This is a genomic window from Pseudomonas sp. URMO17WK12:I12 (assembly GCF_000514395.1).
In the GTDB taxonomy this organism is placed as follows: domain Bacteria; phylum Pseudomonadota; class Gammaproteobacteria; order Pseudomonadales; family Pseudomonadaceae; genus Aquipseudomonas; species Aquipseudomonas mucoides.
In genome coordinates this window covers 210,146-228,717 of the sequence record NZ_AZVV01000003.1, presented here as the reverse complement: position 1 = coordinate 228,717, position 18,572 = coordinate 210,146, and the positions used below count along the sequence as shown (strand labels likewise).

The 18,572-nt window shown below is 58.6% G+C and carries 29 protein-coding genes and 1 tRNA gene; 7 read left to right on the top strand and 23 right to left on the bottom strand.

What is annotated here, in order from left to right:
- Positions 1 to 42: 42 nt before the first annotated feature.
- From pheS to D882_RS0101230, 5 genes are all read left to right on the top strand, one after another.
- Positions 43 to 1,059 (top strand): phenylalanine--tRNA ligase subunit alpha, encoded by a 1,017-nt coding sequence (gene pheS / locus D882_RS0101250; RefSeq protein WP_007905876.1) that lies wholly within the window; start codon positions 43 to 45, stop codon positions 1,057 to 1,059.
- Positions 1,060 to 1,085: 26 nt separating this feature from the next.
- Positions 1,086 to 3,467: a phenylalanine--tRNA ligase subunit beta gene (gene pheT, locus D882_RS0101245; RefSeq protein WP_027921552.1), complete on the top strand. Its 2,382-nt coding sequence runs from the start codon at positions 1,086 to 1,088 to the stop codon at positions 3,465 to 3,467.
- 3 nt (positions 3,468 to 3,470) lie between these two features.
- Positions 3,471 to 3,773 (top strand): integration host factor subunit alpha, encoded by a 303-nt coding sequence (gene ihfA, locus D882_RS0101240; protein ID WP_002553164.1) that lies wholly within the window; start codon positions 3,471 to 3,473, stop codon positions 3,771 to 3,773.
- Positions 3,754 to 4,110 carry a MerR family transcriptional regulator gene (locus tag D882_RS0101235; protein WP_003179985.1) on the top strand — a complete coding sequence of 119 codons (357 nt, stop codon included), beginning with the start codon at positions 3,754 to 3,756 and terminating at the stop codon, positions 4,108 to 4,110. Before ihfA ends, D882_RS0101235 begins: the two co-directional genes overlap by 20 nt.
- An 89-nt stretch (positions 4,111 to 4,199) precedes the next feature.
- Positions 4,200 to 4,276, top strand: a tRNA-Pro gene (locus D882_RS0101230).
- An 82-nt stretch (positions 4,277 to 4,358) separates the two neighbouring features.
- Here D882_RS0101230 and D882_RS0101225 read toward each other — a convergent pair.
- The 9 genes from D882_RS0101225 to D882_RS0101185 form a co-directional block, all read right to left on the bottom strand.
- The gene (locus D882_RS0101225; protein ID WP_256218289.1) at positions 4,359 to 5,510 is read right to left on the bottom strand and encodes a tyrosine-type recombinase/integrase; all 1,152 of its coding nucleotides are present in this window, start codon (positions 5,508 to 5,510) and stop codon (positions 4,359 to 4,361) included.
- Entirely contained in the window at positions 5,411 to 5,812 is a 402-nt protein-coding gene (locus D882_RS1000000133020) for a hypothetical protein (protein WP_256218268.1), read from the bottom strand. Before D882_RS1000000133020 ends, D882_RS0101225 begins: the two co-directional genes overlap by 100 nt.
- The gene (locus tag D882_RS0101220) at positions 5,809 to 6,000 is read right to left on the bottom strand and encodes a DUF1382 family protein (protein WP_027921550.1); all 192 of its coding nucleotides are present in this window, start codon (positions 5,998 to 6,000) and stop codon (positions 5,809 to 5,811) included. Before D882_RS0101220 ends, D882_RS1000000133020 begins: the two co-directional genes overlap by 4 nt.
- A complete protein-coding gene (locus D882_RS0101215; RefSeq protein ID WP_032833377.1) occupies positions 5,997 to 6,209 on the bottom strand; it encodes a hypothetical protein in 213 nt (70 codons plus the stop codon). The genes D882_RS0101220 and D882_RS0101215 overlap by 4 nt, the downstream gene beginning before the upstream one ends.
- A gap of 44 nt (positions 6,210 to 6,253) precedes the next feature.
- Positions 6,254 to 6,901, bottom strand: coding sequence for a hypothetical protein (locus D882_RS0101210; protein WP_027921548.1), 648 nt, complete (start codon positions 6,899 to 6,901; stop codon positions 6,254 to 6,256).
- 222 nt (positions 6,902 to 7,123) lie between these two features.
- A complete protein-coding gene (locus D882_RS0101205) occupies positions 7,124 to 7,480 on the bottom strand; it encodes a hypothetical protein (protein ID WP_027921547.1) in 357 nt (118 codons plus the stop codon).
- Positions 7,481 to 7,553: 73 nt separating this feature from the next.
- Complete coding sequence (locus D882_RS0101200; protein WP_027921546.1) at positions 7,554 to 8,000, bottom strand: hypothetical protein; 447 nt, start codon at positions 7,998 to 8,000, stop codon at positions 7,554 to 7,556.
- A 124-nt stretch (positions 8,001 to 8,124) separates the two neighbouring features.
- Positions 8,125 to 8,433, bottom strand: coding sequence for a helix-turn-helix domain-containing protein (locus D882_RS0101195; protein ID WP_027921545.1), 309 nt, complete (start codon positions 8,431 to 8,433; stop codon positions 8,125 to 8,127).
- A 173-nt stretch (positions 8,434 to 8,606) separates the two neighbouring features.
- Positions 8,607 to 8,894 (bottom strand): hypothetical protein, encoded by a 288-nt coding sequence (locus D882_RS0101185; protein ID WP_027921544.1) that lies wholly within the window; start codon positions 8,892 to 8,894, stop codon positions 8,607 to 8,609.
- Between the two features lie 111 nt (positions 8,895 to 9,005).
- Here D882_RS0101185 and D882_RS0101180 point away from each other — a divergent pair, with 111 nt between their 5' ends.
- Complete coding sequence (locus D882_RS0101180) at positions 9,006 to 9,389, top strand: hypothetical protein (protein WP_027921543.1); 384 nt, start codon at positions 9,006 to 9,008, stop codon at positions 9,387 to 9,389.
- Between the two features lie 7 nt (positions 9,390 to 9,396).
- Here the strand turns inward: D882_RS0101180 and D882_RS0101175 are convergent, their stop codons facing one another.
- The 9 genes from D882_RS0101175 to D882_RS0101135 form a co-directional block, all read right to left on the bottom strand.
- Complete coding sequence (locus tag D882_RS0101175) at positions 9,397 to 9,627, bottom strand: hypothetical protein (RefSeq protein WP_027921542.1); 231 nt, start codon at positions 9,625 to 9,627, stop codon at positions 9,397 to 9,399.
- Positions 9,624 to 10,796 (bottom strand): RNA-directed DNA polymerase, encoded by a 1,173-nt coding sequence (locus D882_RS0101170; RefSeq protein WP_027921541.1) that lies wholly within the window; start codon positions 10,794 to 10,796, stop codon positions 9,624 to 9,626. The genes D882_RS0101175 and D882_RS0101170 overlap by 4 nt, the downstream gene beginning before the upstream one ends.
- Before the next feature lie 211 nt (positions 10,797 to 11,007).
- A complete protein-coding gene (locus D882_RS0101165; RefSeq protein ID WP_027921540.1) occupies positions 11,008 to 11,364 on the bottom strand; it encodes a four helix bundle protein in 357 nt (118 codons plus the stop codon).
- Positions 11,365 to 11,418: 54 nt separating this feature from the next.
- The gene (locus D882_RS0101160) at positions 11,419 to 12,039 is read right to left on the bottom strand and encodes a DUF1566 domain-containing protein (protein WP_027921539.1); all 621 of its coding nucleotides are present in this window, start codon (positions 12,037 to 12,039) and stop codon (positions 11,419 to 11,421) included.
- Between the two features lie 78 nt (positions 12,040 to 12,117).
- Entirely contained in the window at positions 12,118 to 12,723 is a 606-nt protein-coding gene (locus tag D882_RS0101155) for a DUF1566 domain-containing protein (RefSeq protein WP_027921538.1), read from the bottom strand.
- A complete protein-coding gene (locus D882_RS0101150; protein WP_027921537.1) occupies positions 12,720 to 13,376 on the bottom strand; it encodes a hypothetical protein in 657 nt (218 codons plus the stop codon). The genes D882_RS0101155 and D882_RS0101150 overlap by 4 nt, the downstream gene beginning before the upstream one ends.
- Complete coding sequence (locus tag D882_RS0101145; protein WP_027921536.1) at positions 13,373 to 14,140, bottom strand: lambda exonuclease family protein; 768 nt, start codon at positions 14,138 to 14,140, stop codon at positions 13,373 to 13,375. The genes D882_RS0101150 and D882_RS0101145 overlap by 4 nt, the downstream gene beginning before the upstream one ends.
- Positions 14,137 to 14,892 (bottom strand): ERF family protein, encoded by a 756-nt coding sequence (locus D882_RS0101140; protein ID WP_050590128.1) that lies wholly within the window; start codon positions 14,890 to 14,892, stop codon positions 14,137 to 14,139. Before D882_RS0101140 ends, D882_RS0101145 begins: the two co-directional genes overlap by 4 nt.
- A gap of 8 nt (positions 14,893 to 14,900) precedes the next feature.
- Entirely contained in the window at positions 14,901 to 16,010 is a 1,110-nt protein-coding gene (locus tag D882_RS0101135; protein WP_027921534.1) for a hypothetical protein, read from the bottom strand.
- 381 nt (positions 16,011 to 16,391) lie between these two features.
- Between D882_RS0101135 and D882_RS1000000132565 the strand changes: the two genes are divergently transcribed.
- A complete protein-coding gene (locus D882_RS1000000132565; RefSeq protein WP_027921533.1) occupies positions 16,392 to 16,766 on the top strand; it encodes a hypothetical protein in 375 nt (124 codons plus the stop codon).
- Between the two features lie 70 nt (positions 16,767 to 16,836).
- On the opposite strand, the gene D882_RS1000000133015 is transcribed toward D882_RS1000000132565, so the two are convergent.
- From D882_RS1000000133015 to D882_RS0101095, 5 genes are all read right to left on the bottom strand, one after another.
- Complete coding sequence (locus D882_RS1000000133015; RefSeq protein ID WP_256218266.1) at positions 16,837 to 16,971, bottom strand: hypothetical protein; 135 nt, start codon at positions 16,969 to 16,971, stop codon at positions 16,837 to 16,839.
- On the bottom strand, positions 16,968 to 17,183 hold the full coding sequence (locus D882_RS0101115) for a hypothetical protein (protein WP_027921532.1): 216 nt from the start codon (positions 17,181 to 17,183) through the stop codon (positions 16,968 to 16,970). Before D882_RS0101115 ends, D882_RS1000000133015 begins: the two co-directional genes overlap by 4 nt.
- A complete protein-coding gene (locus D882_RS0101110) occupies positions 17,183 to 17,602 on the bottom strand; it encodes a hypothetical protein (RefSeq protein ID WP_027921531.1) in 420 nt (139 codons plus the stop codon). The genes D882_RS0101115 and D882_RS0101110 overlap by 1 nt, the downstream gene beginning before the upstream one ends.
- A 94-nt stretch (positions 17,603 to 17,696) precedes the next feature.
- Complete coding sequence (locus D882_RS0101105; protein ID WP_027921530.1) at positions 17,697 to 17,948, bottom strand: hypothetical protein; 252 nt, start codon at positions 17,946 to 17,948, stop codon at positions 17,697 to 17,699.
- A gap of 134 nt (positions 17,949 to 18,082) precedes the next feature.
- Positions 18,083 to 18,337: a hypothetical protein gene (locus tag D882_RS0101095; RefSeq protein ID WP_027921529.1), complete on the bottom strand. Its 255-nt coding sequence runs from the start codon at positions 18,335 to 18,337 to the stop codon at positions 18,083 to 18,085.
- Between the last annotated feature and the right edge of the window lie 235 nt (positions 18,338 to 18,572).

Below are 18,572 nucleotides of genomic sequence, written 5' to 3'. Positions count from 1 at the left end.
AGCCTTCAAGCTCTTCCCCTATTTTGTATCTGGAGTCTGTACATGGAAAACCTGGACGCGCTCGTCTCTCAAGCACTAGAGGCTGTGCAAAGCGCTGAAGATATCAATGCCCTGGAGCAAATCCGGGTTCACTACCTTGGCAAAAAGGGTGAATTGACTCAGGTGATGAAGACCCTGGGGAATTTGCCGGCAGAAGAGCGTCCGCAAGTCGGCGCCCTGATCAACGTTGCCAAGGAGCGTGTCACAGAGGTTCTCAATGCTCGCAAGGCACTGTTTGAAGAGGCCGACCTGGCCGCCAAACTTTCTGCCGAGTCCATTGACGTGACCCTGCCTGGCCGCGGCCAGACTTCCGGTGGTCTGCATCCGGTTACCCGGACTCTGGAACGTATCGAACAGTTCTTCACCCACATTGGCTACGGCATTGCCGAAGGCCCTGAGGTCGAAGACGACTATCACAACTTTGAAGCGCTCAACATCCCAGGCCACCACCCGGCCCGGTCGATGCATGACACCTTCTATTTCAATGCCAACATGTTGCTGCGCACCCATACCTCGCCGGTACAGGTCCGCACCATGGAATCGAAACAGCCGCCGATCCGCATCGTCTGCCCAGGCCGTGTGTACCGTAGCGACTCCGATATTACCCACTCGCCGATGTTCCACCAGGTCGAAGGCCTGCTGGTCGATCGCGATATCAACTTCGCCGACCTCAAAGGGACCATCGAAGAATTCCTGCGCGTGTTCTTCGAAAAAGAACTGGCCGTGCGTTTCCGTCCTTCGTACTTCCCGTTCACCGAGCCATCCGCCGAAGTCGACATGGAATGCGTGATGTGCAGCGGTAAAGGCTGCCGCGTCTGCAAACAGACTGGCTGGCTGGAAGTCATGGGCTGCGGCATGGTTCACCCGAACGTGTTGCGTATGTCCGGGATCGACCCGGAAGAGTTTTCGGGCTTTGCCTTCGGCATGGGCGTTGAGCGTCTGGCCATGCTGCGTTACGGCGTGAACGACTTGCGTCTGTTCTTCGACAACGACTTGCGGTTCCTCGCGCAATTTCGCTAGTCGTAACGAATTCTTAGGAGAGCAGGATGAAATTCAGTGAACAATGGCTGCGTGGCTGGGTAAGCCCGCAGGTAAGTCGCGACGAGCTGGTTGCTCGTCTGTCGATGGCCGGTCTTGAGGTCGATAGCGTTACGCCGGCCGCCGGTGTTTTCAGCGGTGTGGTCGTGGGCGAGGTGCTGAGCACCGAGCAGCACCCTGACGCTGACAAGCTGCGTGTGTGCCAGGTCAGCAATGGCTCGGAGACCTTCCAGGTCGTCTGCGGCGCGCCAAACGTGCGCCCGGGCCTGAAGATCCCGTTCGCCATGATCGGTGCCGAGCTGCCGGGCGACTTCAAAATCAAGAAAGCCAAGCTGCGTGGCGTTGAGTCCAACGGCATGCTGTGCTCGCAAGCCGAGCTGCAAGTGGGCGAAGGCAACGATGGCCTGATGGAATTGCCGGTCGATGCACCGGTCGGTCAGGACATTCGCGAATACCTGAGCCTGGACGACGCCAGCATCGAGGTTGACCTGACCCCGAACCGCGGCGACTGCCTGTCCCTGGCCGGTCTGGCTCGTGAAGTCGGCGCGCTGTACGCCGCCACTGTCACCCGCCCGGTCGTTGCCACCGTTCCAGCCGTGCACGACGAAGTGCGTTCGGTTGAAGTGCTGGCGCCAGCCGCTTGCCCACGTTACCTGGGGCGTGTGATTCGTAACGTCGACCTGTCCAAGCCTACGCCGTTGTGGATGGTTGAGCGCCTGCGTCGTTCCGAAGTGCGCAGCATCGACGCGGCTGTCGACATCACCAACTACGTGATGCTGGAGCTGGGTCAACCGCTGCACGCCTTCGATCTCGCCGAAATCAATGGCGGCATCCGCGTGCGCATGGCCGAAGAAGGCGAGAAGCTGGTGCTGCTCGACGGCCAGGAAGTCACCCTGCGTAGCGATACGCTGGTGATTGCCGACCACACCCGCGCCCTGGCTATCGCCGGCGTCATGGGTGGCGAGCACAGTGGTGTGAACACCGCGACCACTCGCGATATTTTCCTTGAAAGCGCGTTCTTCGATCAGATCGCTGTCGCTGGCAAGGCCCGCTCCTACGGCCTGCACACCGACGCCTCGCACCGCTACGAGCGTGGCGTGGACTGGCAACTGGCCCGTGAAGCCATGGAGCGCGCCACTGGCCTGCTGCTGGAGATCACTGGCGGTGAAGCCGGCCCGATCATCGAAACCGTCAGCGAACAGCATCTGCCGAAGATTGCTCCGGTGACGTTGCGCGCACAGCGCATCACCCAAATGCTGGGCATGGAAATGGATTCAGCCGAAGTCGAGCGTCTGCTCAACGCTTTGGGCCTGACCGTTTCCGCCGACGGGGCAGGGCAGTGGCGCGTTGAAGTGCCAAGTCATCGCTTCGACATCAGCCTGGAAGTCGATCTGATCGAAGAGCTGGCCCGTCTGTACGGTTACAACCGTCTGCCGGTTCGCTACCCGCAAGCTCGCCTGGCGCCACAAGCCAAGGCCGAAGCGCGCAGCGATCTGCCTGAGCTGCGTCGCCTGCTGGTCGCCCGTGGTTACCAGGAAGCGATCACCTACAGCTTCATCGATCCGAAACAATTCGAACTGTTTAATCCGGGTGTGGAACCACTGCTGCTGGCCAACCCGATTTCGAACGACATGGCGGCCATGCGCTCGTCCTTGTGGCCAGGCCTGGTCAAGGCGCTTCAGCACAACCTGAATCGTCAACAGGACCGCGTCCGTCTGTTCGAAAGCGGCCTGCGCTTCGTCGGTCAACTCGAAGGCCTGAAGCAAGAGCCAATGCTCGCCGGTGTGGTGTGCGGTAGCCGTCTGCCAGAAGGCTGGGCACAGGGTCGCGATGTCGTGGACTTCTTCGACGTCAAGGCTGACGTGGAAGCGGTGCTGGGCTTCGCCGGTGCGCTGGACTCGTTCACTTTCGTGCCGGGCAAACACCCAGCGTTGCACCCGGGTCAAACCGCGCGCATCGAACGTGAAGGCCGTCTGGTTGGTTTTGTCGGCGCCATCCACCCTGAATTGTCGAAAACCCTCGGTCTCGACCGTCCGGTCTTCGTTTTCGAGCTGGTGCTGGCGGAAGTGGCGTTGGGCAAAATGCCTAAATTCCAGGAGTTATCGCGCTTTCCTGAAGTGCGTCGTGACCTTGCACTGATTGCCGAAAAAGACGTCGCAGCCAGCGCCGTACTGGACGTAATCCGTGAAAATGCAGGGGAATGGCTGACGGACCTCAGGCTATTTGACGTGTATCAGGGTAAAGGCATTGATCCTGATAGAAAAAGCCTCGCAGTCGGCTTGACCTGGCAGCATCCATCGCGCACTCTTAATGACGATGAGGTGAATACCACGACGCAAAATATCCTCACCTCGCTCGAACAAAGGTTGAACGCCACGTTAAGGAAGTGACGTATGGGGGCTCTGACGAAAGCTGAGATGGCGGAACGTCTGTATGAAGAGCTGGGCCTGAATAAACGGGAGGCCAAGGAATTGGTCGAACTGTTTTTTGAAGAAATCAGGCACGCTCTTGAAGACAACGAACAAGTCAAATTGTCCGGTTTCGGCAATTTCGACCTTCGGGACAAACGCCAGCGGCCTGGCCGCAATCCGAAAACGGGGGAAGAAATCCCGATCACGGCTCGCCGTGTGGTCACCTTTCGTCCAGGGCAGAAGTTGAAGGCCCGAGTTGAGGCTTATGCTGGAACCAAGTCATAACGACGAGCTCCCCGTCATCCCAGGCAAACGCTACTTCACCATTGGTGAAGTCAGCGAGCTGTGTGCGGTAAAACCGCACGTGCTGCGCTATTGGGAGCAGGAGTTTCCTCAACTCAACCCCGTCAAACGCCGCGGGAACCGCCGGTATTATCAGCGACAAGACGTGCTGATGATCCGGCAGATCCGCGCGCTTCTTTACGATCAAGGGTTCACCATCGGCGGCGCGCGCTTGCGCTTGTCCGGCGATGAAGCCAAAGACGACACCACTCAATACAAACAAATGATCCGGCAGATGATTGCCGAGCTGGAAGATGTGTTGGTGGTCCTCAAGAAATAATTTCATGCGTTTGAATACTTCCAGTTTTCAAAAGCTTGCGATATATTCTTGAGCGTCCTTCGAGAAGAGGGACGAGTTTCACGCCTAGTCGGGGCGTAGCGCAGTCCGGTAGCGCACTAGCATGGGGTGCTAGGGGTCGAGTGTTCGAATCACTCCGTCCCGACCATATTTTTCAATGACTTAGCCGCTTTCGAGCGGCTTTGTTGTTTCTGCCATAGTGACTTTCCGAGTGACCCTGGCGTTTTTCATCATGCTTCCCTCCTTTTCAGAATCGTCAGCGCTGGTGCGCGCGAGTCGGTTGCTGATACCTTGTTTGCCGCTGCAATGAGCTGATCCAGTTCCGCCGCCGAGTAGTGGCTGGTGATGCTTCCGTTCTTGTGGCCGAGCAGCGCTTTCCGATCTTCCTCAGTCACGCCAGCAGCACGTAGCCTTCTCCCAAAGGTGTGCTTCAAGTCGTGAATGCGGATCCTGGCAAAGCCATCATGTGCCGGCCGCAAGAATTTCTCCTGCCACTTCTTCGCCGCTCGAATACGTGCCTTCTTCCAGGCCGAATCGTTCATGCGATGCACCGTCGTTTCATTCCCCTCGCCATCAGGCTTGCCAAACGGAAATACATAAACCGGGTGCTGCCCTCGCTGCTGCTCGATGACCGACTTGGCAACGTCATTCAAAACAACCAGACGTTCGTCCCGGTTTTTCACGCCGGCTCGTGCACTGCGGCCACCAAACCCCGGTGGAATCAGAAACACGCTTGTGTTCAGCTCTGGTACCGCGATCTCCCAAGTCCACTCCAATTTGCAAACCTCCTGCTCCCGGCATCCAGTATTGACCTTGTAAAGGGCCATCTTCTGGAGGTGCGCCGGGAGTTCGGCGAACAGGATCGACTGCTCTTCCCACGAAAGCGGGTAGGGCTTCCGGCTATTCGTTTTCTCATCCAGTAGAGAGATCATCGGCACGACATCGAGCAATGGCCGCCGCTCCTCATCCCGCCACTTCCGCGCACAAAGGTTCAGCACTCGGATCACCCTTTGCAGCGCGATGTTCACCGTACGGTTTGTGACCGGCCTGCCCTCAGTCGGGTGAAGCTTTGACTTGATGTAGGGGGCGAGCGCGTCGTCGTCGATGTGTGTGAGTGGCATATCACCGATGAACGGGTCGAGCTGCTCCATATAAGTAGCCGAAATGTGAATTGAAGCCTGGTCCTTCACCTCTAGCAGGAAGCGTGTTGCCGCCTCCCGCCAGGTTCTCACTCGACGAACGCCGTAGACCTTCTGCTGGCGCAATTGCTCCAGCTTGTGGATCAGGTATTGCTCAGCTTCGGCGCGGTTACAAGTGCCAGTACTCTCTTGAATTCGTTCTCCTCTGTATTTTTTGTCGATCTTCCAGATGCCGTTCGGCATTTGCTGGAGGCCGGTGATAGCTTTTTGGGCCACGGCATTTCTCCTTGCTTCTTGCCCTGGCGCTCGCTGCGAGGGCGATTGTTGTCCTGATTGGCCGTCTTTTCAATCGACTTGCGAGCGACGTAGGCATCGGCCCATTCGTCAAGCTCATGCCGATCGAACGCGATTCCTTGCTTTCCAATTGGAAATTCGCGTATGTGCGGGCGTACCTCGGCATCAAACACCGAGCGGCACATGCCCAGGTATGCGGGTGCCTGTTTGGCCCGGATGAATCGGGGGAGGAGTGCGAGTTCGGCGCTCATGGCTGCGCTTCCTTGATCTCAGCAGCTTCTTTTTCCAAACGCTCAAGACGAGCGTCAAGGTTGAACAACAGATCGAAGTAGTCCTGTGGATTCAGGACCGGAATGGCGACGAACAGAATCCCGGCTTTCGCCATGGCGTCGGCCGCTTCAAGTGCTTTTCTAAGCTGTACTGGGCTGGCTCGGTTCATGCCTTCCTCCAGGTAGCAGCCGACACCCGCGCCCAACGCTCGGTCGTGACGATGATGAAGTTGCGGATGCCGGTCATAACCTTGTGCATCTCGCCGTCGAACTCGACGAACTGGCCGGTCTTGCGGTGTTCGGGCTGGCGGTCGATCACATCGAGGAGGCGGCCGACTCCGCCATCATCACGACGTTCGTGAATGTCATAGGTGGGCATTGCAATGCTCCATGCCGCGCGTGGCGGCAGAAGGTGGGGAGTGTTTATTCGTCTTCTTCGTCTTCGGGCCAGCCCTTCAGGTCGCGGGCCCAGGCCGTCCACTGCTGGCGATCCTGTTCACTCATGTCGTCCCAGCGCCCGGCGACCTCCGACGAAACTACTTCGCCAGCCTGGAGACGCACAGTCCCGCAGTTACTGCCAAGGTCTTCGTCCGCATAGCGAACAGTGATTTCGTCATCTGGATGGCGCTTTGAAAGCTCCATCAGGACCGGTAGAGGGCACGACCAAGCGGTGTCGAACGACAGCTCACCCGCTTCCAGGTCAATCACCTGGTCGTAAGCATTCCACTTTGTGCCCCAGACATCGCGGGCGAAGTCCAGCGAGTGGAAGTGCCCAGACGATCGCTTGTTGCGCAGCATCTGGATGAACTGCTCGAAGCATTCTTCGCTCAGTTGCAACACATTGGCGTCGGCGCGGTTACGCCGTTCAAGCCCTGCAATCAAAGGATGGCCGTTGAGCGGCTGAGCGGTGATGGCTTCCGCCGCGGTCTCGGCCTGCCCGCTGATGCCATCCCAGGGAAACTCCCCGCGAAATGGGAGGATGGTGTTGAAGTCGATCTTGCCGCTTTCGTTGATCAGCGACTTCAAAACGTGTGCTGACGCGCGCACCTTGTTGGTCACATGGTTTGGCATGGCAATAGAATTCCTCGCCCGCCGTTCACCGGCAGGCTGGTAGGTGGATGATGGGAATCAGATGAGGGGTGTGAGGCAGGTAGAGCGGCTGAGCTATGGTTTATTCGTTCGTCTCGCCAGTTGCGTAACTCGCAGCTCCCCTTCCTGAAGTGACTGGTGGGGCGAACCCATAGGGTCGAGGCCCCTTGTAGCAGTACACGTAGGCGAACCAGGCGAGTGCGATCATGGCGCCACCCCGCCGGCAGGCAACAACTCGCCAGCCAATTCCGCAGCCAGACCAACAGGCCACCAGTACCGCGCTCGCTGGTATTCCGGATACGCCTCCTCACGAATCACCAGCCCTTTCCGCCGTAGCGCCTTGAAGATGCTTAGCACGGAGGGAGCGGCGACGCCGAGGCGGTGGCCAACCTGATAGGTCAGACCGCCCATGCCGAACACGCACGCTTGGTCGCCCCTGGCCAGCTTCTCGCAGTCGGTCTGGTGCAAGTGCGGTTGGGTGTCGCGATAGCGATTAGCGTTGTCCCGGCCGATCTTGCGCAGTTCGTCGAGGACATTCTGCTGTTTTGCTGTCAGCTTCATGAGGTCACCGCTGCGACAGAGAAGTATAGGACGCCCCAAAAGCAGGCGGTTACAGCCATTGCTTTCAGGATCATCAGTAGTCCCCCCAGCTCAGGCCCTGAATGTATTCACTCGGAATTGTCACGGCCCCGACGGGGATCGTGCTTTCAACTTCGAGGTTGCCGAAATACCCAATGGCCGCCAGGGCTCGCTCCATCGACAATTGCGCATGTCGCAGTTGCCAAGATTTGCGGGCCTTGTACGAGCGCAGCGCCAGTGCCTTGTCGGTGTAGGCGAAGCGCCGGCCCCAAGTGCCGCCTTCTTTCAGGACGCGCTTGCGACGCTTCTTCACTGCTTCGTCGGTCCAGCTGTATTGCGGGCCGTTGACCAGGTCGCAGGTATGCTTGTCGCCGATGTAATAGCACTGCGCTGTTTCGCCGATCACCTGGTAGGTGATGCAGTGCACCTCAAGACCTTCTGGCCCGATGGTGTCGATATAGCGGTAGTGTTCTGGCCAAGCCGGTTTCTTTTTTTCAGGCATGACTTCGTCCTTGCCGCTATAGCGGCTGACTTTGAAGGGGGAGGGAGTTAGTTGGCGTTGTGAAAGAAGCAGCCCGCGGCGGCGACTGTGACAATCGCCAGCGCAAGCCAATATGCGAGGAATGTCACGAGCATGCTTGAGCCCTCGAAGCGCGAATCCATGTCTGGAATGTCTGCCGGCAAAACCCGATGTGCGCCTCGATGTCGTCCCACTTCTTGCCCTTGGCTCGCATATCCAACGCCATGTTCAGGTACTCGTCCGTGCACTCACGCGACCGGCCCTTGTTGCCGAGGACGATCCCAGCGTTATTGAGGTAGCGAACGACGGAGGCGTAGGAGCAGCCGGCCGCATCCATAATCTGGTCTACGGAGTGGCCTGCCGCGTGCATCGTGAAAATCAGCCCGATCGATTCAGGCGATAGTTTGGCTGTCATGATCATTCCTCCGCGCATGTTCCCGTTGCCGGGCCTTGCTGCATTTGTTGTGATTGCCTTGGCTACGCGGCCGACCGCAGATGCTGCAGCCGAAGTGGAGCTCCATGTAGCCCGCGTTGAGTTTTCCTTTGGATGACATGGGGCCTCCCGGGTTTAGGTGAGGTGGAAGTGGTTCAGGATTTTTCGAATTCGCGAGCGCGCGGCGGGAAGTCCAAGCGCTGCCGTATTCCCAGCATCAACGTGCTGACCTTTGACCCTTTGCTGAAGATCGTGCCGGGCGGGAGCTTCACGTCGCAGGGCAACGTCTGGTCATCGCGAGCAAGCGACTCTTCAACATGCCGCGCCATCTCTGACCAGACGTGAATCTCGAGTCGAACTTCCGCTCGCACGGCCTCTATGATCCACATCGGAAGAGTGATCAGGCGCTCGTCGCGAGAGGCTGATAGTTTTTCTGAGGGCATGGTTGATCCTCGCCTGCTGGCGTGATTCGTTGAAGTGGGGTATTTGTGGTGCTTGGCTGTTTTACTTGCTTGCGGAATTTCTCCACGGGCAAAACAGGGTGGAGTTGTTCGATGGTCAATAAATTTGAAGGGGTGTCATTTGAACACAACGGCATCGGTATGAACGTGCCGAATGATGCTTCATTTCACATGAAGGATGTGCACTTCAAAAACAACAATGTTGGTTTTCAAATGTATGACGTGAGTAGCCAGCAAGGACGCCTTGGTCTCCCGCTCGACACTCCAAACGAGGTACTCCTTGAGGTACTCGCTCTGTTGAAGGAACGCTCAGCTGACAAGGATCTCAATCCAGTAGAGACCCTGAAAGAATCGAAATTGTGGACCTATATTCAACGAGCAAGCGACGGGGCGGCAGTTATTCAAAAGATCATTGAAATTTATCAGACTCCGGCGATCACGCTCATGATTGCCTCTTTGACAGCGGCAATGAGGTAAGAGCGGTTCAGGCGAAAATATCGATCTGTGCAGCCAGGCACTCACTTTCACCGTGTGGCAGGAGCGCGAGCTCTTGCCGCGCCGCTTCAACTTCGCCGGTGTGCCGGCCTCGATCGGTGTCGATGCTCACCGTCGATCCATCCGGCCGGCGTATCGTCCTGGCACCGCGCGCGCCGCGCTCGACGGTGTACCCAAGGCGCTCCCATAGCCCGTTCGGGCTTTCGAATTGAGCTTTCATACATCTCCTTTTTTCTTCGGGTAGGTCTTGGTCAGTGCGCCATTGACGCAGTGACCGCGCTGCATCACGACGCGAGCCAGCTTCTCGCGGTCTTTTCCGCTGTGGCTGGCCTGGCTGAGCAGGCCGAAATAGCTGTTGGCGGTTTCGCGAAGATCTTCGGCCGGCGCGGCGGCGGTCCGTTTAAGGGCCTGAGCCAGTGAGCGTTTGCGGGTTGATCGCCGCCACGGCTTGATGACGTGGCCGACGAAGTCGACGCCCCGATCCACCGGTTGAAGGATGGTTTTTGTCGGGTTCAACTTGGCGGCGAGGGTAGGCAAGAATGCTTCAACCTCTGCCTTCCAGGCGTTCAGCTGCTGCGGCGACTCATGCAGAAACACGAAGTCATCGACGTAGCGGACGTAATGCTTGGCGCCGAGCTTGTGCTTGGCGAACTGATCCAGCGCGTCGAGGTAGATGTTGGCGAAGAATTGCGAAGAGAGGTTGCCGATTGGCAGTCCAAGGTGTGCCGGCTGCGCGGTGAGGCGCTTGTGCTGCGGTACCCGGTTGAACAGATGCGCCGGGCTGCGCACCTCGTAGTCTTCGCGCGGATCGTGCATCAGGATCTGTTCTGCGAGAGCCAACCACCAAGGTTCTGTGATCTTGGCGGCCAGTTGCCGGCGTAGCACCTGTTTGTCGATCGCGACGAAGAAGTTCGACAGGTCGCACTTCAGGTAGAAGATCGGCTTCGACCAGTTCTGACTGGCGCTGCGGATCTTCGCCTCAAGCCGCTTCGCGGCGTACAACGTGCCGCGGCCCGGGATGCAGGCGCAACTGTCTGCTATGAAGCTGGCATAGAAGCGCGGTGCCACACGGTTGTACAGCAAGTGGTGGACGACGCGGTCCCGGAAGGCTGCAGCCCAAACCTCGCGGGCTTTCGGCCGGGTGACCACGAAGCATATCGAGCGGCCCGGCCGGTAAGTGCCGGCGAGCAGGTCGTCGTGTAGACCGATCAGGTTGCGCTCGAGGTCCATTTCGAAAGCCAATGCACTGGCGCTGTTGCGCTTCGTGCGGCGGCAATCGTAATAGGCCTGAACCAACTCGCTGAACGGGTAGGGACCAACATTCGAATCTGCGGACGGGGCGGACGCGGAGCTCGTTGTTCTTGTCGTTGTTGTTCTGATTGCCATCATCGAAGTTCATGTTGAATGCGTTGTTGGCGGAGCGCTGCGACCTGTCGTGCTATCTACGTCGCCACGCCGAAGGCAAAGCCGATCAGCGAGGAAACTGCGCGAGACCTGCACGGACGCTTTAGACCGTCGGTATCTCTGATGCGCATGGCGGTGACCCAGAGGTCAGCGGCACGACCAGATTCAATTCGCACAGACCTGAAAGCCATGACTCTCAGGTAGCGGGCGCGGTTGGGGTGGAGCGTTTCCAGGCATTGGCCTGCTTTCCGATTGAGGTCGTGACCTCAATTGCGGTGGCGTGCTGCCCGACGCTGATGAACCGGCTCTCTTTGAAAAGCCGCATCAGGAACTCGATGACCTGGACCTTCTCGACCAGCAAGGTCAGATGTGGACTCTTGTCCCGAGTCGAGTTGGCCCGGGCAATCAACATCAGCACGTCGATGCACTCATCGATAACGCGCTTACCGAGAGACTGCTTGAGATCTCGGGGTATGTTGCGAGTGAGGTTCGTGGCCATCAACAGCAGGCCGAGCGAAGCCTTGTAGATGCTCAAATCCGTGTGCATACCCATGATGGGTGCTCTCCAAGAGCAACCGGCCGCAGGCGGCCGGATTAAATAAGCGAATTAATCAATAAGTTCGCTGCGGACGGGGCGGACGCGGAGCTCGTAGCTCTTGCCGAAGCTGCCCTGAGTGCCACCCTCGAAGTGCAAGCTGAACGCGTAGTAGGCGGAGCGCTGCGAACTCGACCAGTACCAGGTGTCGCGAAAGGCTTCAGCGCCTCCCGCTTGAAAGGCTGTCAACGTGGTCTGAGCCGGCGATTCCTCGCTATACAGCAGGCCTACCGGATCGCTGTTCGGGTTGTCACCATCGCGTCGACCCGCCCAGTTCTCTTCGGTGGTCGGCTTGAAGTGGCGATACTGCAGCTCCTGCACATCGCGCGCCGGGATCGCCCAGTCAGTGAAGCCGCCGATATCGAGAGCCAGCACCTTCTGCGCCAGCTCGCTACCAGCGGCCGCCATCGCTACGGTGTTGGCCAGGCTGTTGGTGAAACTGTCGGCGCCTTCGATCTTTTCGCCGTATTCGCCCCAGGCACCAACCAGTTCATGCGCCGCGCCGGCGGTGATGTTTAGGTAACGCTTGCCGGTGTCGGGATCGCGGGTGATACCGCTGAAGAAGCCGCCGCCGAATGGCTGGCCGATTTCCGGAATGTTCACTGCTGGTACTGCTTTAGCTGCTGCGGTCATGGGTCTTTCCTCTTTTCGAAGGCAACAAAAAAGGCGCTGCTGCGCCCGGTGCCGGATCAAGAACGAATGAATGAAGGATTAAATAAAGAATCTGCGGACGGGGCGGACGCGGAGCTCGGTGACCTTGACGAAGCTGAGCTGAAAGCCATCATCGAAGAACATGACGAATGCGTTGTTGGCGGAGCGATGCGTTGACGACCAGTACCAGGTGTCTTTTGCGAACAAGTCAGGCACATTCACCCAGCAGTGATACAGCTCGGCGCAGGCCGGAAGGTAGAAGTCCGAGTGGCCGTCAGCCTGATAGGCGAAAGCTGCTTTGGCCGCCGGGTGGTCTTCACTCTCGCCGGAGAGGATTGCCGTATTGGCGCGGCCATCGGTCTTGCTGGTGGCTGCTGATTCTTTGCCGCGACCTCCCCATTCGAAGTCACCGATATCTTCCTTGGCGATGATCAGGTAGTGCGCCGGGATGCCTCCATGCTCGGCTGCCAGTCCACCATTGAGACCACCTTGACCTGGCCAGTATTCGCCGAGGGCTGGAATAGGGCCTGAAGCGGCAGGTTGAACATTTGCTGCCGGCGGAAGCACCTGAGCGAAAATGCTCGCCATGGCCAGCTTCGCCAACGACGACGCTGGCATCTTGATCGTGGCATCGCCGTGCTTCAGGGTGATCATTTCAGCTTTCATTGGGATGCTTCCTTGTTCTTTGGAAAGAAAGCGGGGCGGACGCCGCCGCGAGCAGTTTTGGGATAGTCGATTCCGAACTTTTCGAGCAGGCGACTGAACGCCCGATAGTTGACCCCGAGTTTTTCGGTCGCTTGATTGCGGGTCAGGCCGAGCTCTTTAAACGCCTTGATCCGCTCGGCGTTCTTCGCTTCCTTGGCCTCGTCAGGAATCCAAGGCCGTAGATTTGAGGTAGGGACATAGCTGGATTTCTTGAAGGAGAATCCATTTTCCTTGGCGATGGAGTGGAGCTTGCGCCGATCCAATCCGGTGTGAGCCATGGCTTCGCCCTGGGTCATGTCCACTGCGAGTTTCCGGATCCGCTCGATCAGCTCGGCTTTATCCTTGGCCCTCTGCGCTACCCGCTCTTCGCGCTCGATATCTCGCAGGGTGATTTTGTCGATAAAGGGTGTTTCTGCGACCGCCTGTTTCGCCGGCTTCGCAACCTTCTTGCGCGGCGGCGGCTCATGCCGGATCGGCGGTGGGACGAAGCTCGGCCCCTGCAACACCTCAATAGTCCCTCCTTTATTCAAGAAGGCATCCTGAAGCAGGGCCAGTTCGTGGCGTTGAGGGTCGAGCATTTGGATTGCGCTGAGTTCTGCGCTGACGTAGTTCATGCTGCTTTACTCCGCAGTTTCGCCTCGTACCCGTCGACCAGGAGCTTGAATTGCCACAGGTCTTCCTCAAGCTTTTCGATGTAGTCGTCATCGCGCTTGAACTCCTGAAGCCAAAGCTGGCGGCCGACGGGCTTGAGCAGGGGGCAGTACATCCCGATATGCCACCACTTACGGCCGGTGATCCACATACAACCCTGCACCTGGTCGATAACGTCGCTCGCGTCGTTGTCGATGTGAAAGGCGCGGAGCTTGTCAGGCGCGAGGAAGCACTTGTACTCGCTGCCACCGTCGTCGCCGATGAAGCCGTCAGCGCTGGCTCCGAAAGCCTCGTCATCAGTTTTAACGAGGCCAACCTGAGTGACGATCAAACCGGTCTGGATTTCATGCTCCATCCGCGCCTCAGGTTCGAGTTCGTGCCCACGGCGCATTTGCCATGTCTCGAATCCGCCGTCGAGCGGCGCGCCACCGATCCGCTCTACGGCCAACTCGAATGCGTAGGAGAGGGCGGCATTTGATGGCTCGCCAACCGTTTCGCCGTCCAGGGCGCGCTGCACTACTTCGGCCTTTGGCCCTGCTTTGTAGCCAGCCAGGTCCCGGGCGCGGGCTTCGCTGTGCCCGGCCAGAATCGCGTCGACGTAGGTTCGTTGCTGGGCAGTGAGTCCATTCACCTTCGAGCGGGCGGTGCTGAACATGCTAGCGGTGATAACGCCGGCGCGGCCTTGCAGCCACTCAGGTGAACCCTGGGTGCAATTAACAATGATCATTGAGGCGCCTCCAGCTTGGCTTTGTGAACGGTGACGGCGGTCTTCACTGTGGAATACCCATTGGTGTCACCTGATGCTTGAAGGACTTTCAGGCCCGCCTGCCAGACGTCCTTCAATTCATCCGGCGTAGTGGTCTGCCCGACACGTTCAAGAATGTCCGCGACGACCTGGGCGCGCATGTCATCCGTATCGGATCCATCGGCCGACTGTCCGTCATCGTCGCGGGTTTCGCCCGTGGTGATGTTCAGCAGCGCGCTCATGACGTAGCGCTTTCCGTAAGTAGTGGACGATCCGACTGCCTGAACGTCGTTTCGGCCTTTACCGACATCGACCGGCAGGCTCATAGTGGTCTGTTCACGATGTCCCCCGCGATGCATCAGGATCCCGGTGACCTTGATCACCTTGTCCTCGGTTTCGACCTTGAAGGTGATGGCGAAGCCATGTTGCTGCATGATTGGCTTCAAGGTTTGGGTGATGTGATCCAGCGTCGCGTATGAGTTGCCCGTGTGCAGGTTCACAGCGCCCTCGAACACCGTGGGGATGCTGCACTGCATTTCGGCCATGGCCGCGTTGAACTCCTGCTCGGAGGTTTTTGCCTGCATGCGCTCATGCATGGCGAGCAGTCGCTCCATCTTTTCGATATCGCAGGTCGGATCGGCGGCAGCTCGGCTGATGACAGCCATGATGCTGTTGTCGGTGGATATCGGCGCCACAGCTTGGCGGCGCTGCTCCGGCATGATGAGTTCGCCCATGATGAGCCTCAGAAGTTGATTGTGATATTGGGGACTTCGCGGCGTGCGATCTTCAGAACGATGGCCTTTGCCAGTTCCTCGGTGATGTTCATCGACATCAGCGCCTCTTTGGCAGCGCTCATGATCTTGATCTGGTGCGCCTTGTCAGCTTCACGTGCCGCTTGCTGGCGAGCAGCCTCATCAGCCTCAGACTGTTGTCGAGCAACTTCGGCCAGTCGGGCACGCTCAGCTGCTTCAGCTTGGCGGCGCTCAGAATCGATCCGCTCTTGCTCGGCACGCTGTTCGGCCGCCAACAGGTCTGCTTTGGCCTGAGCAGCTGCTCGCTCGGATTGCTCGGCCTGCAGCTTCAGTTCCAGCTCGCGGCGGTCGGCGGCGGCCTTGGCCTCGGCTTCACGCTTGGTCGCAGCATCGCGTTCAGCTTGTGCGCGCTCCTCAGCCTCGCGGCGGGTGCGCTCTTCGGCTTCCCGTGCAATCTCTGCTTCACGATCGCGCTGGGCCTGTGCTTCAGCCTCGGCGCGTAAGCGGACCAGTTCGGCCTGCTCGGCTTCGTATTGGGTTCGCTCAGCCAGCATGGCGCGCAGCTTGGTCAGGGCCTGATCTTTCGCCTGGGCGGCGTCGGACAGAAATTCTTCCCATGCGTCGTCGAGTGCAATAGCCTCGAGGTCGGCAATGACGCGGGCGACTTCGGAAGCCGGAGGCGTTGTGCTGAAGAGAGCCATATCCTTGATCCGCTGGATGCCGTCGTTGTGCTTGTCGACGCGCGCATCCTCGGCTGCTTGCCAGTCATCCAGTGGTTTGCGGACTTCCTTCTGCCAGGACTCCAGAATGTCCCAGACACGTTTGCGTTCGGCGTCGATCTTCTTCGGGATCTCCTTTTGCTGAGCAGAAATCTCCTTACCGACGGCCTCCAGTGCGTTTTTAGACTTGGCGATCTGGTGTGCCATTGAGGCGTAGGCTTCACGGCCTTTCCGCGTTTTAAGGTCTGGGAGTATCTTTTGGAACTCATCCACCTTCACGCGCACCTGTTGCAACCAAGGCTCAAGTCCGTTTGCGGCGCTGAAGACGGCCAACGCCGTTTCCTTTGGCGGAACGACGGCAAGTTGAGTTTCTGCGGACATGGGGGGATTCCTTCCGCCATGCAGGCGGCTCGGTAATGAATAGGGGAAATGCCAGGTCACGCCCGGGCTGGGTAGACCTGCCGGCTTCTCAAGTTGGCGACAGAAGCAAGCAGGTTGAGAGCAGCCCTAGGCGCCCTGACTGCACGGTGATGGTTGCGCGCTCTTACCGGCTTACGCTCCCTTTCGGGTGCAGATATCCCTTGCGGGCCTGCTGCGCTCAGGATGCGATGATTCAGGAGGTGATGCGGTCGGCGAGGGCGCCAAGCAGCATGACGAAGGTGGTTCCGAAGAGGACGACGGCTGAGCCGCGCCAGATGACAATGCGTTTGGCTCGCTGGTAGGAAGTCATGACACGGGCCTCAAGTGCTGTAAAACCAACTCATGGAGCGCTTTTCCGTTTCGGCTGACGCGCTCGCCGCGAAGTTGCCACTTCTTTGTGCTGGGCCAGCAGTCAATGATTCGGCCATCAGGCAGAGTCAGCACGACGTGAAATCCGTTGTTGTGCTTCTTGTGGGCAATTCCGGTGCGGGTCAGCCACCCATCAAAGCGCTGCATAGCCTCAGCCTTCATGCGCTTTTTATGGCCCTCATCGTTGGGCTGGCTTCCTTCACCACCACAGTTCCGACAGCAGCGCGGATATCCAACATCATCCCCGATGAACTGGCAGCAACTGAGGCAGTGACTGCCATCTTCCACGTTGTCTTCGTAGAAGCTCATCGCGACACCGTCATCGGAGGGCTGATCTGCTCGCGCTGAACCTCGCGCACCTGGTCATACATGCCCCAGCAGAAAACAGTGAGCACGGTGAGAATCCAGAAGAGAGGCTTCATGAAATCCTCGCAACCAGCATGCCGCGCCGGGTCTGAATTTTTATGCGCTGTGGCAAATCAGCGACCAGAAAAAAGCCCTGACGATTCAGGGCTTCGGCCATTGCTTTGGCGTTTCTCGCGATGATGGTCATGCGGCGACTCCCTTCAAATCGCTGATGCGCTTGGCGCGCTTCTCGTCGAGTTCGTTGCGGTATCGGTTGGCTGCGGCCGGTTCGATCAGCTCGCAGAACTCGGCGAGCTCAATCATGCCCATGACGAACGTGTGATCCGGTACCGGTGAGTGCGTTACGCCGATCTTGGCGACCTCGTACTCAATGGCGGAGATTGCTCTATTCACGCTCATCAGTCGGAATCCTCGGCCAGGGCGATCAGCGCGTCATCGGCCAGCGGCTCGAGCAGCATTTCCGCGATCTCGCCAAGTTTGCCCAGCGGGTGATAGCTGTTGCCGAGCAATTCCGCGACGGCGGTCTTGTCGGCACTGCCGATCGCCGCCGTGATCAATAGCCAGCCGAGTGCAGGGGTGTGAACTTCACTGTCGGCCAAGCGATTGTTCACGTATTCATCCACCGCCAGGGCGAACTCTTCAGCGGACACGCCTTGCGGCTTGCGCATGCGGCGTTGGAACGACACGCTGCCGCCACGCAACAACTCTTCGGCTGCGCTATAGAGCCAATCAGCCCGGGCGACGTCCTGCGGGTCGTCGCTCACTGGAGGCGGTGCGCGGCGTTCGAGTTTCAACTGAGCAAGCTGTAGGGGGTTCATGGTCGCCTCCGGAGGCGAGGTGGCGTAGGCGAGGGCCGCCCATCCGTTTTAAACATATTGACCGCGGCCTATTCGGCGCGATCCATTGGCATGGTCAGACGTCGTCGGCCAGATAATCGGAATGCTCATTGATGAGCCATTCCTCCATCGTTGCGACTTCGGATTCGGTCATGTGGCTGATGTCCTCTTCCGCTTCCCACTCGATTTCGCAACTTCCGTAATACTCATCAGGATCGGAGGCAGCCGGGCTGAACGTCCCTTTGGAGCCAGAGAATGAAACCACGGTTAAATTCACGACGAAGTCTTCGCCGTCCTTCACCGTCCAATAGTCGTAGGTCCTTGCCATCTCAATCTCCAATCAGGCTATGTACCCGCCTGGCATAGTGACAACGACCTTCTTGGCGACAGGGTCGTGCATACGGCCTTTGGCGCAGTCGTGAACGTCGGGGCGGGGCTTGCGTGGTGAGGGGTGTGTGCGTTTCATGGCTGGCTCCTGGCTGCGAGCATGGCGTCGGCCAGCGCGTAAGAAATGCGCGCTATCTTTTGTGCTACAGATTCTTCGCCGCGAGGGTCGACGTAATCTGGAATGAGGTAGCCGCTGTCAGCGCTCGTCGCGGTCGCTTGTGCCTGCGCAAAGCCGGCGGCGAAGTAATCACGAAGACTCATGCCAAGCACCGCGCCGAATTGGTTGCTGTCGAGCGGGAACGCCGGACCGCTTTCATCTATTTTGCTCATCACGCTCACCTCCAATCGTCCAATAAAAAGCCCGGCGCGAACCGGGCTTTACCTTCCCTACATGACTACCGGGCGCATGGGGCGTCGGATAGTTGGCTGGCTGTTACATGGCTGCAAATCCTCCGCGTTGGGTTGGGCAATTTGGGTACAGATGCCCGGTGCTGATCTCCGGGTTGAGAGTCATGCCGCGGTCAGCGCCTTTCGGCTACCGCAATGCCAGTTATTACGAGCCGGT

What these genes read in the sequence shown, in the direction of transcription:
- pheS (WP_007905876.1), top strand. Translation starts at nt 43, where the DNA reads ATGGAAAACCTGGACGCGCTCGTCTCTCAAGCACTAGAGGCTGTGCAA.
- pheT (WP_027921552.1), top strand. Translation starts at nt 1,086, where the DNA reads ATGAAATTCAGTGAACAATGGCTGCGTGGCTGGGTAAGCCCGCAGGTA.
- ihfA (WP_002553164.1), top strand. Translation starts at nt 3,471, where the DNA reads ATGGGGGCTCTGACGAAAGCTGAGATGGCGGAACGTCTGTATGAAGAG.
- D882_RS0101235 (WP_003179985.1), top strand. Translation starts at nt 3,754, where the DNA reads ATGCTGGAACCAAGTCATAACGACGAGCTCCCCGTCATCCCAGGCAAA.
- D882_RS0101225 (WP_256218289.1), bottom strand. Translation starts at nt 5,510, where the DNA reads ATGCCGAACGGCATCTGGAAGATCGACAAAAAATACAGAGGAGAACGA.
- D882_RS1000000133020 (WP_256218268.1), bottom strand. Translation starts at nt 5,812, where the DNA reads ATGAGCGCCGAACTCGCACTCCTCCCCCGATTCATCCGGGCCAAACAG.
- D882_RS0101220 (WP_027921550.1), bottom strand. Translation starts at nt 6,000, where the DNA reads ATGAACCGAGCCAGCCCAGTACAGCTTAGAAAAGCACTTGAAGCGGCC.
- D882_RS0101215 (WP_032833377.1), bottom strand. Translation starts at nt 6,209, where the DNA reads ATGCCCACCTATGACATTCACGAACGTCGTGATGATGGCGGAGTCGGC.
- D882_RS0101210 (WP_027921548.1), bottom strand. Translation starts at nt 6,901, where the DNA reads ATGCCAAACCATGTGACCAACAAGGTGCGCGCGTCAGCACACGTTTTG.
- D882_RS0101205 (WP_027921547.1), bottom strand. Translation starts at nt 7,480, where the DNA reads ATGAAGCTGACAGCAAAACAGCAGAATGTCCTCGACGAACTGCGCAAG.
- D882_RS0101200 (WP_027921546.1), bottom strand. Translation starts at nt 8,000, where the DNA reads ATGCCTGAAAAAAAGAAACCGGCTTGGCCAGAACACTACCGCTATATC.
- D882_RS0101195 (WP_027921545.1), bottom strand. Translation starts at nt 8,433, where the DNA reads ATGACAGCCAAACTATCGCCTGAATCGATCGGGCTGATTTTCACGATG.
- D882_RS0101185 (WP_027921544.1), bottom strand. Translation starts at nt 8,894, where the DNA reads ATGCCCTCAGAAAAACTATCAGCCTCTCGCGACGAGCGCCTGATCACT.
- D882_RS0101180 (WP_027921543.1), top strand. Translation starts at nt 9,006, where the DNA reads ATGGTCAATAAATTTGAAGGGGTGTCATTTGAACACAACGGCATCGGT.
- D882_RS0101175 (WP_027921542.1), bottom strand. Translation starts at nt 9,627, where the DNA reads ATGAAAGCTCAATTCGAAAGCCCGAACGGGCTATGGGAGCGCCTTGGG.
- D882_RS0101170 (WP_027921541.1), bottom strand. Translation starts at nt 10,796, where the DNA reads ATGATGGCAATCAGAACAACAACGACAAGAACAACGAGCTCCGCGTCC.
- D882_RS0101165 (WP_027921540.1), bottom strand. Translation starts at nt 11,364, where the DNA reads ATGGGTATGCACACGGATTTGAGCATCTACAAGGCTTCGCTCGGCCTG.
- D882_RS0101160 (WP_027921539.1), bottom strand. Translation starts at nt 12,039, where the DNA reads ATGACCGCAGCAGCTAAAGCAGTACCAGCAGTGAACATTCCGGAAATC.
- D882_RS0101155 (WP_027921538.1), bottom strand. Translation starts at nt 12,723, where the DNA reads ATGAAAGCTGAAATGATCACCCTGAAGCACGGCGATGCCACGATCAAG.
- D882_RS0101150 (WP_027921537.1), bottom strand. Translation starts at nt 13,376, where the DNA reads ATGAACTACGTCAGCGCAGAACTCAGCGCAATCCAAATGCTCGACCCT.
- D882_RS0101145 (WP_027921536.1), bottom strand. Translation starts at nt 14,140, where the DNA reads ATGATCATTGTTAATTGCACCCAGGGTTCACCTGAGTGGCTGCAAGGC.
- D882_RS0101140 (WP_050590128.1), bottom strand. Translation starts at nt 14,892, where the DNA reads ATGGGCGAACTCATCATGCCGGAGCAGCGCCGCCAAGCTGTGGCGCCG.
- D882_RS0101135 (WP_027921534.1), bottom strand. Translation starts at nt 16,010, where the DNA reads ATGTCCGCAGAAACTCAACTTGCCGTCGTTCCGCCAAAGGAAACGGCG.
- D882_RS1000000132565 (WP_027921533.1), top strand. Translation starts at nt 16,392, where the DNA reads ATGGAGCGCTTTTCCGTTTCGGCTGACGCGCTCGCCGCGAAGTTGCCA.
- D882_RS1000000133015 (WP_256218266.1), bottom strand. Translation starts at nt 16,971, where the DNA reads ATGACCATCATCGCGAGAAACGCCAAAGCAATGGCCGAAGCCCTGAAT.
- D882_RS0101115 (WP_027921532.1), bottom strand. Translation starts at nt 17,183, where the DNA reads ATGAGCGTGAATAGAGCAATCTCCGCCATTGAGTACGAGGTCGCCAAG.
- D882_RS0101110 (WP_027921531.1), bottom strand. Translation starts at nt 17,602, where the DNA reads ATGAACCCCCTACAGCTTGCTCAGTTGAAACTCGAACGCCGCGCACCG.
- D882_RS0101105 (WP_027921530.1), bottom strand. Translation starts at nt 17,948, where the DNA reads ATGGCAAGGACCTACGACTATTGGACGGTGAAGGACGGCGAAGACTTC.
- D882_RS0101095 (WP_027921529.1), bottom strand. Translation starts at nt 18,337, where the DNA reads ATGAGCAAAATAGATGAAAGCGGTCCGGCGTTCCCGCTCGACAGCAAC.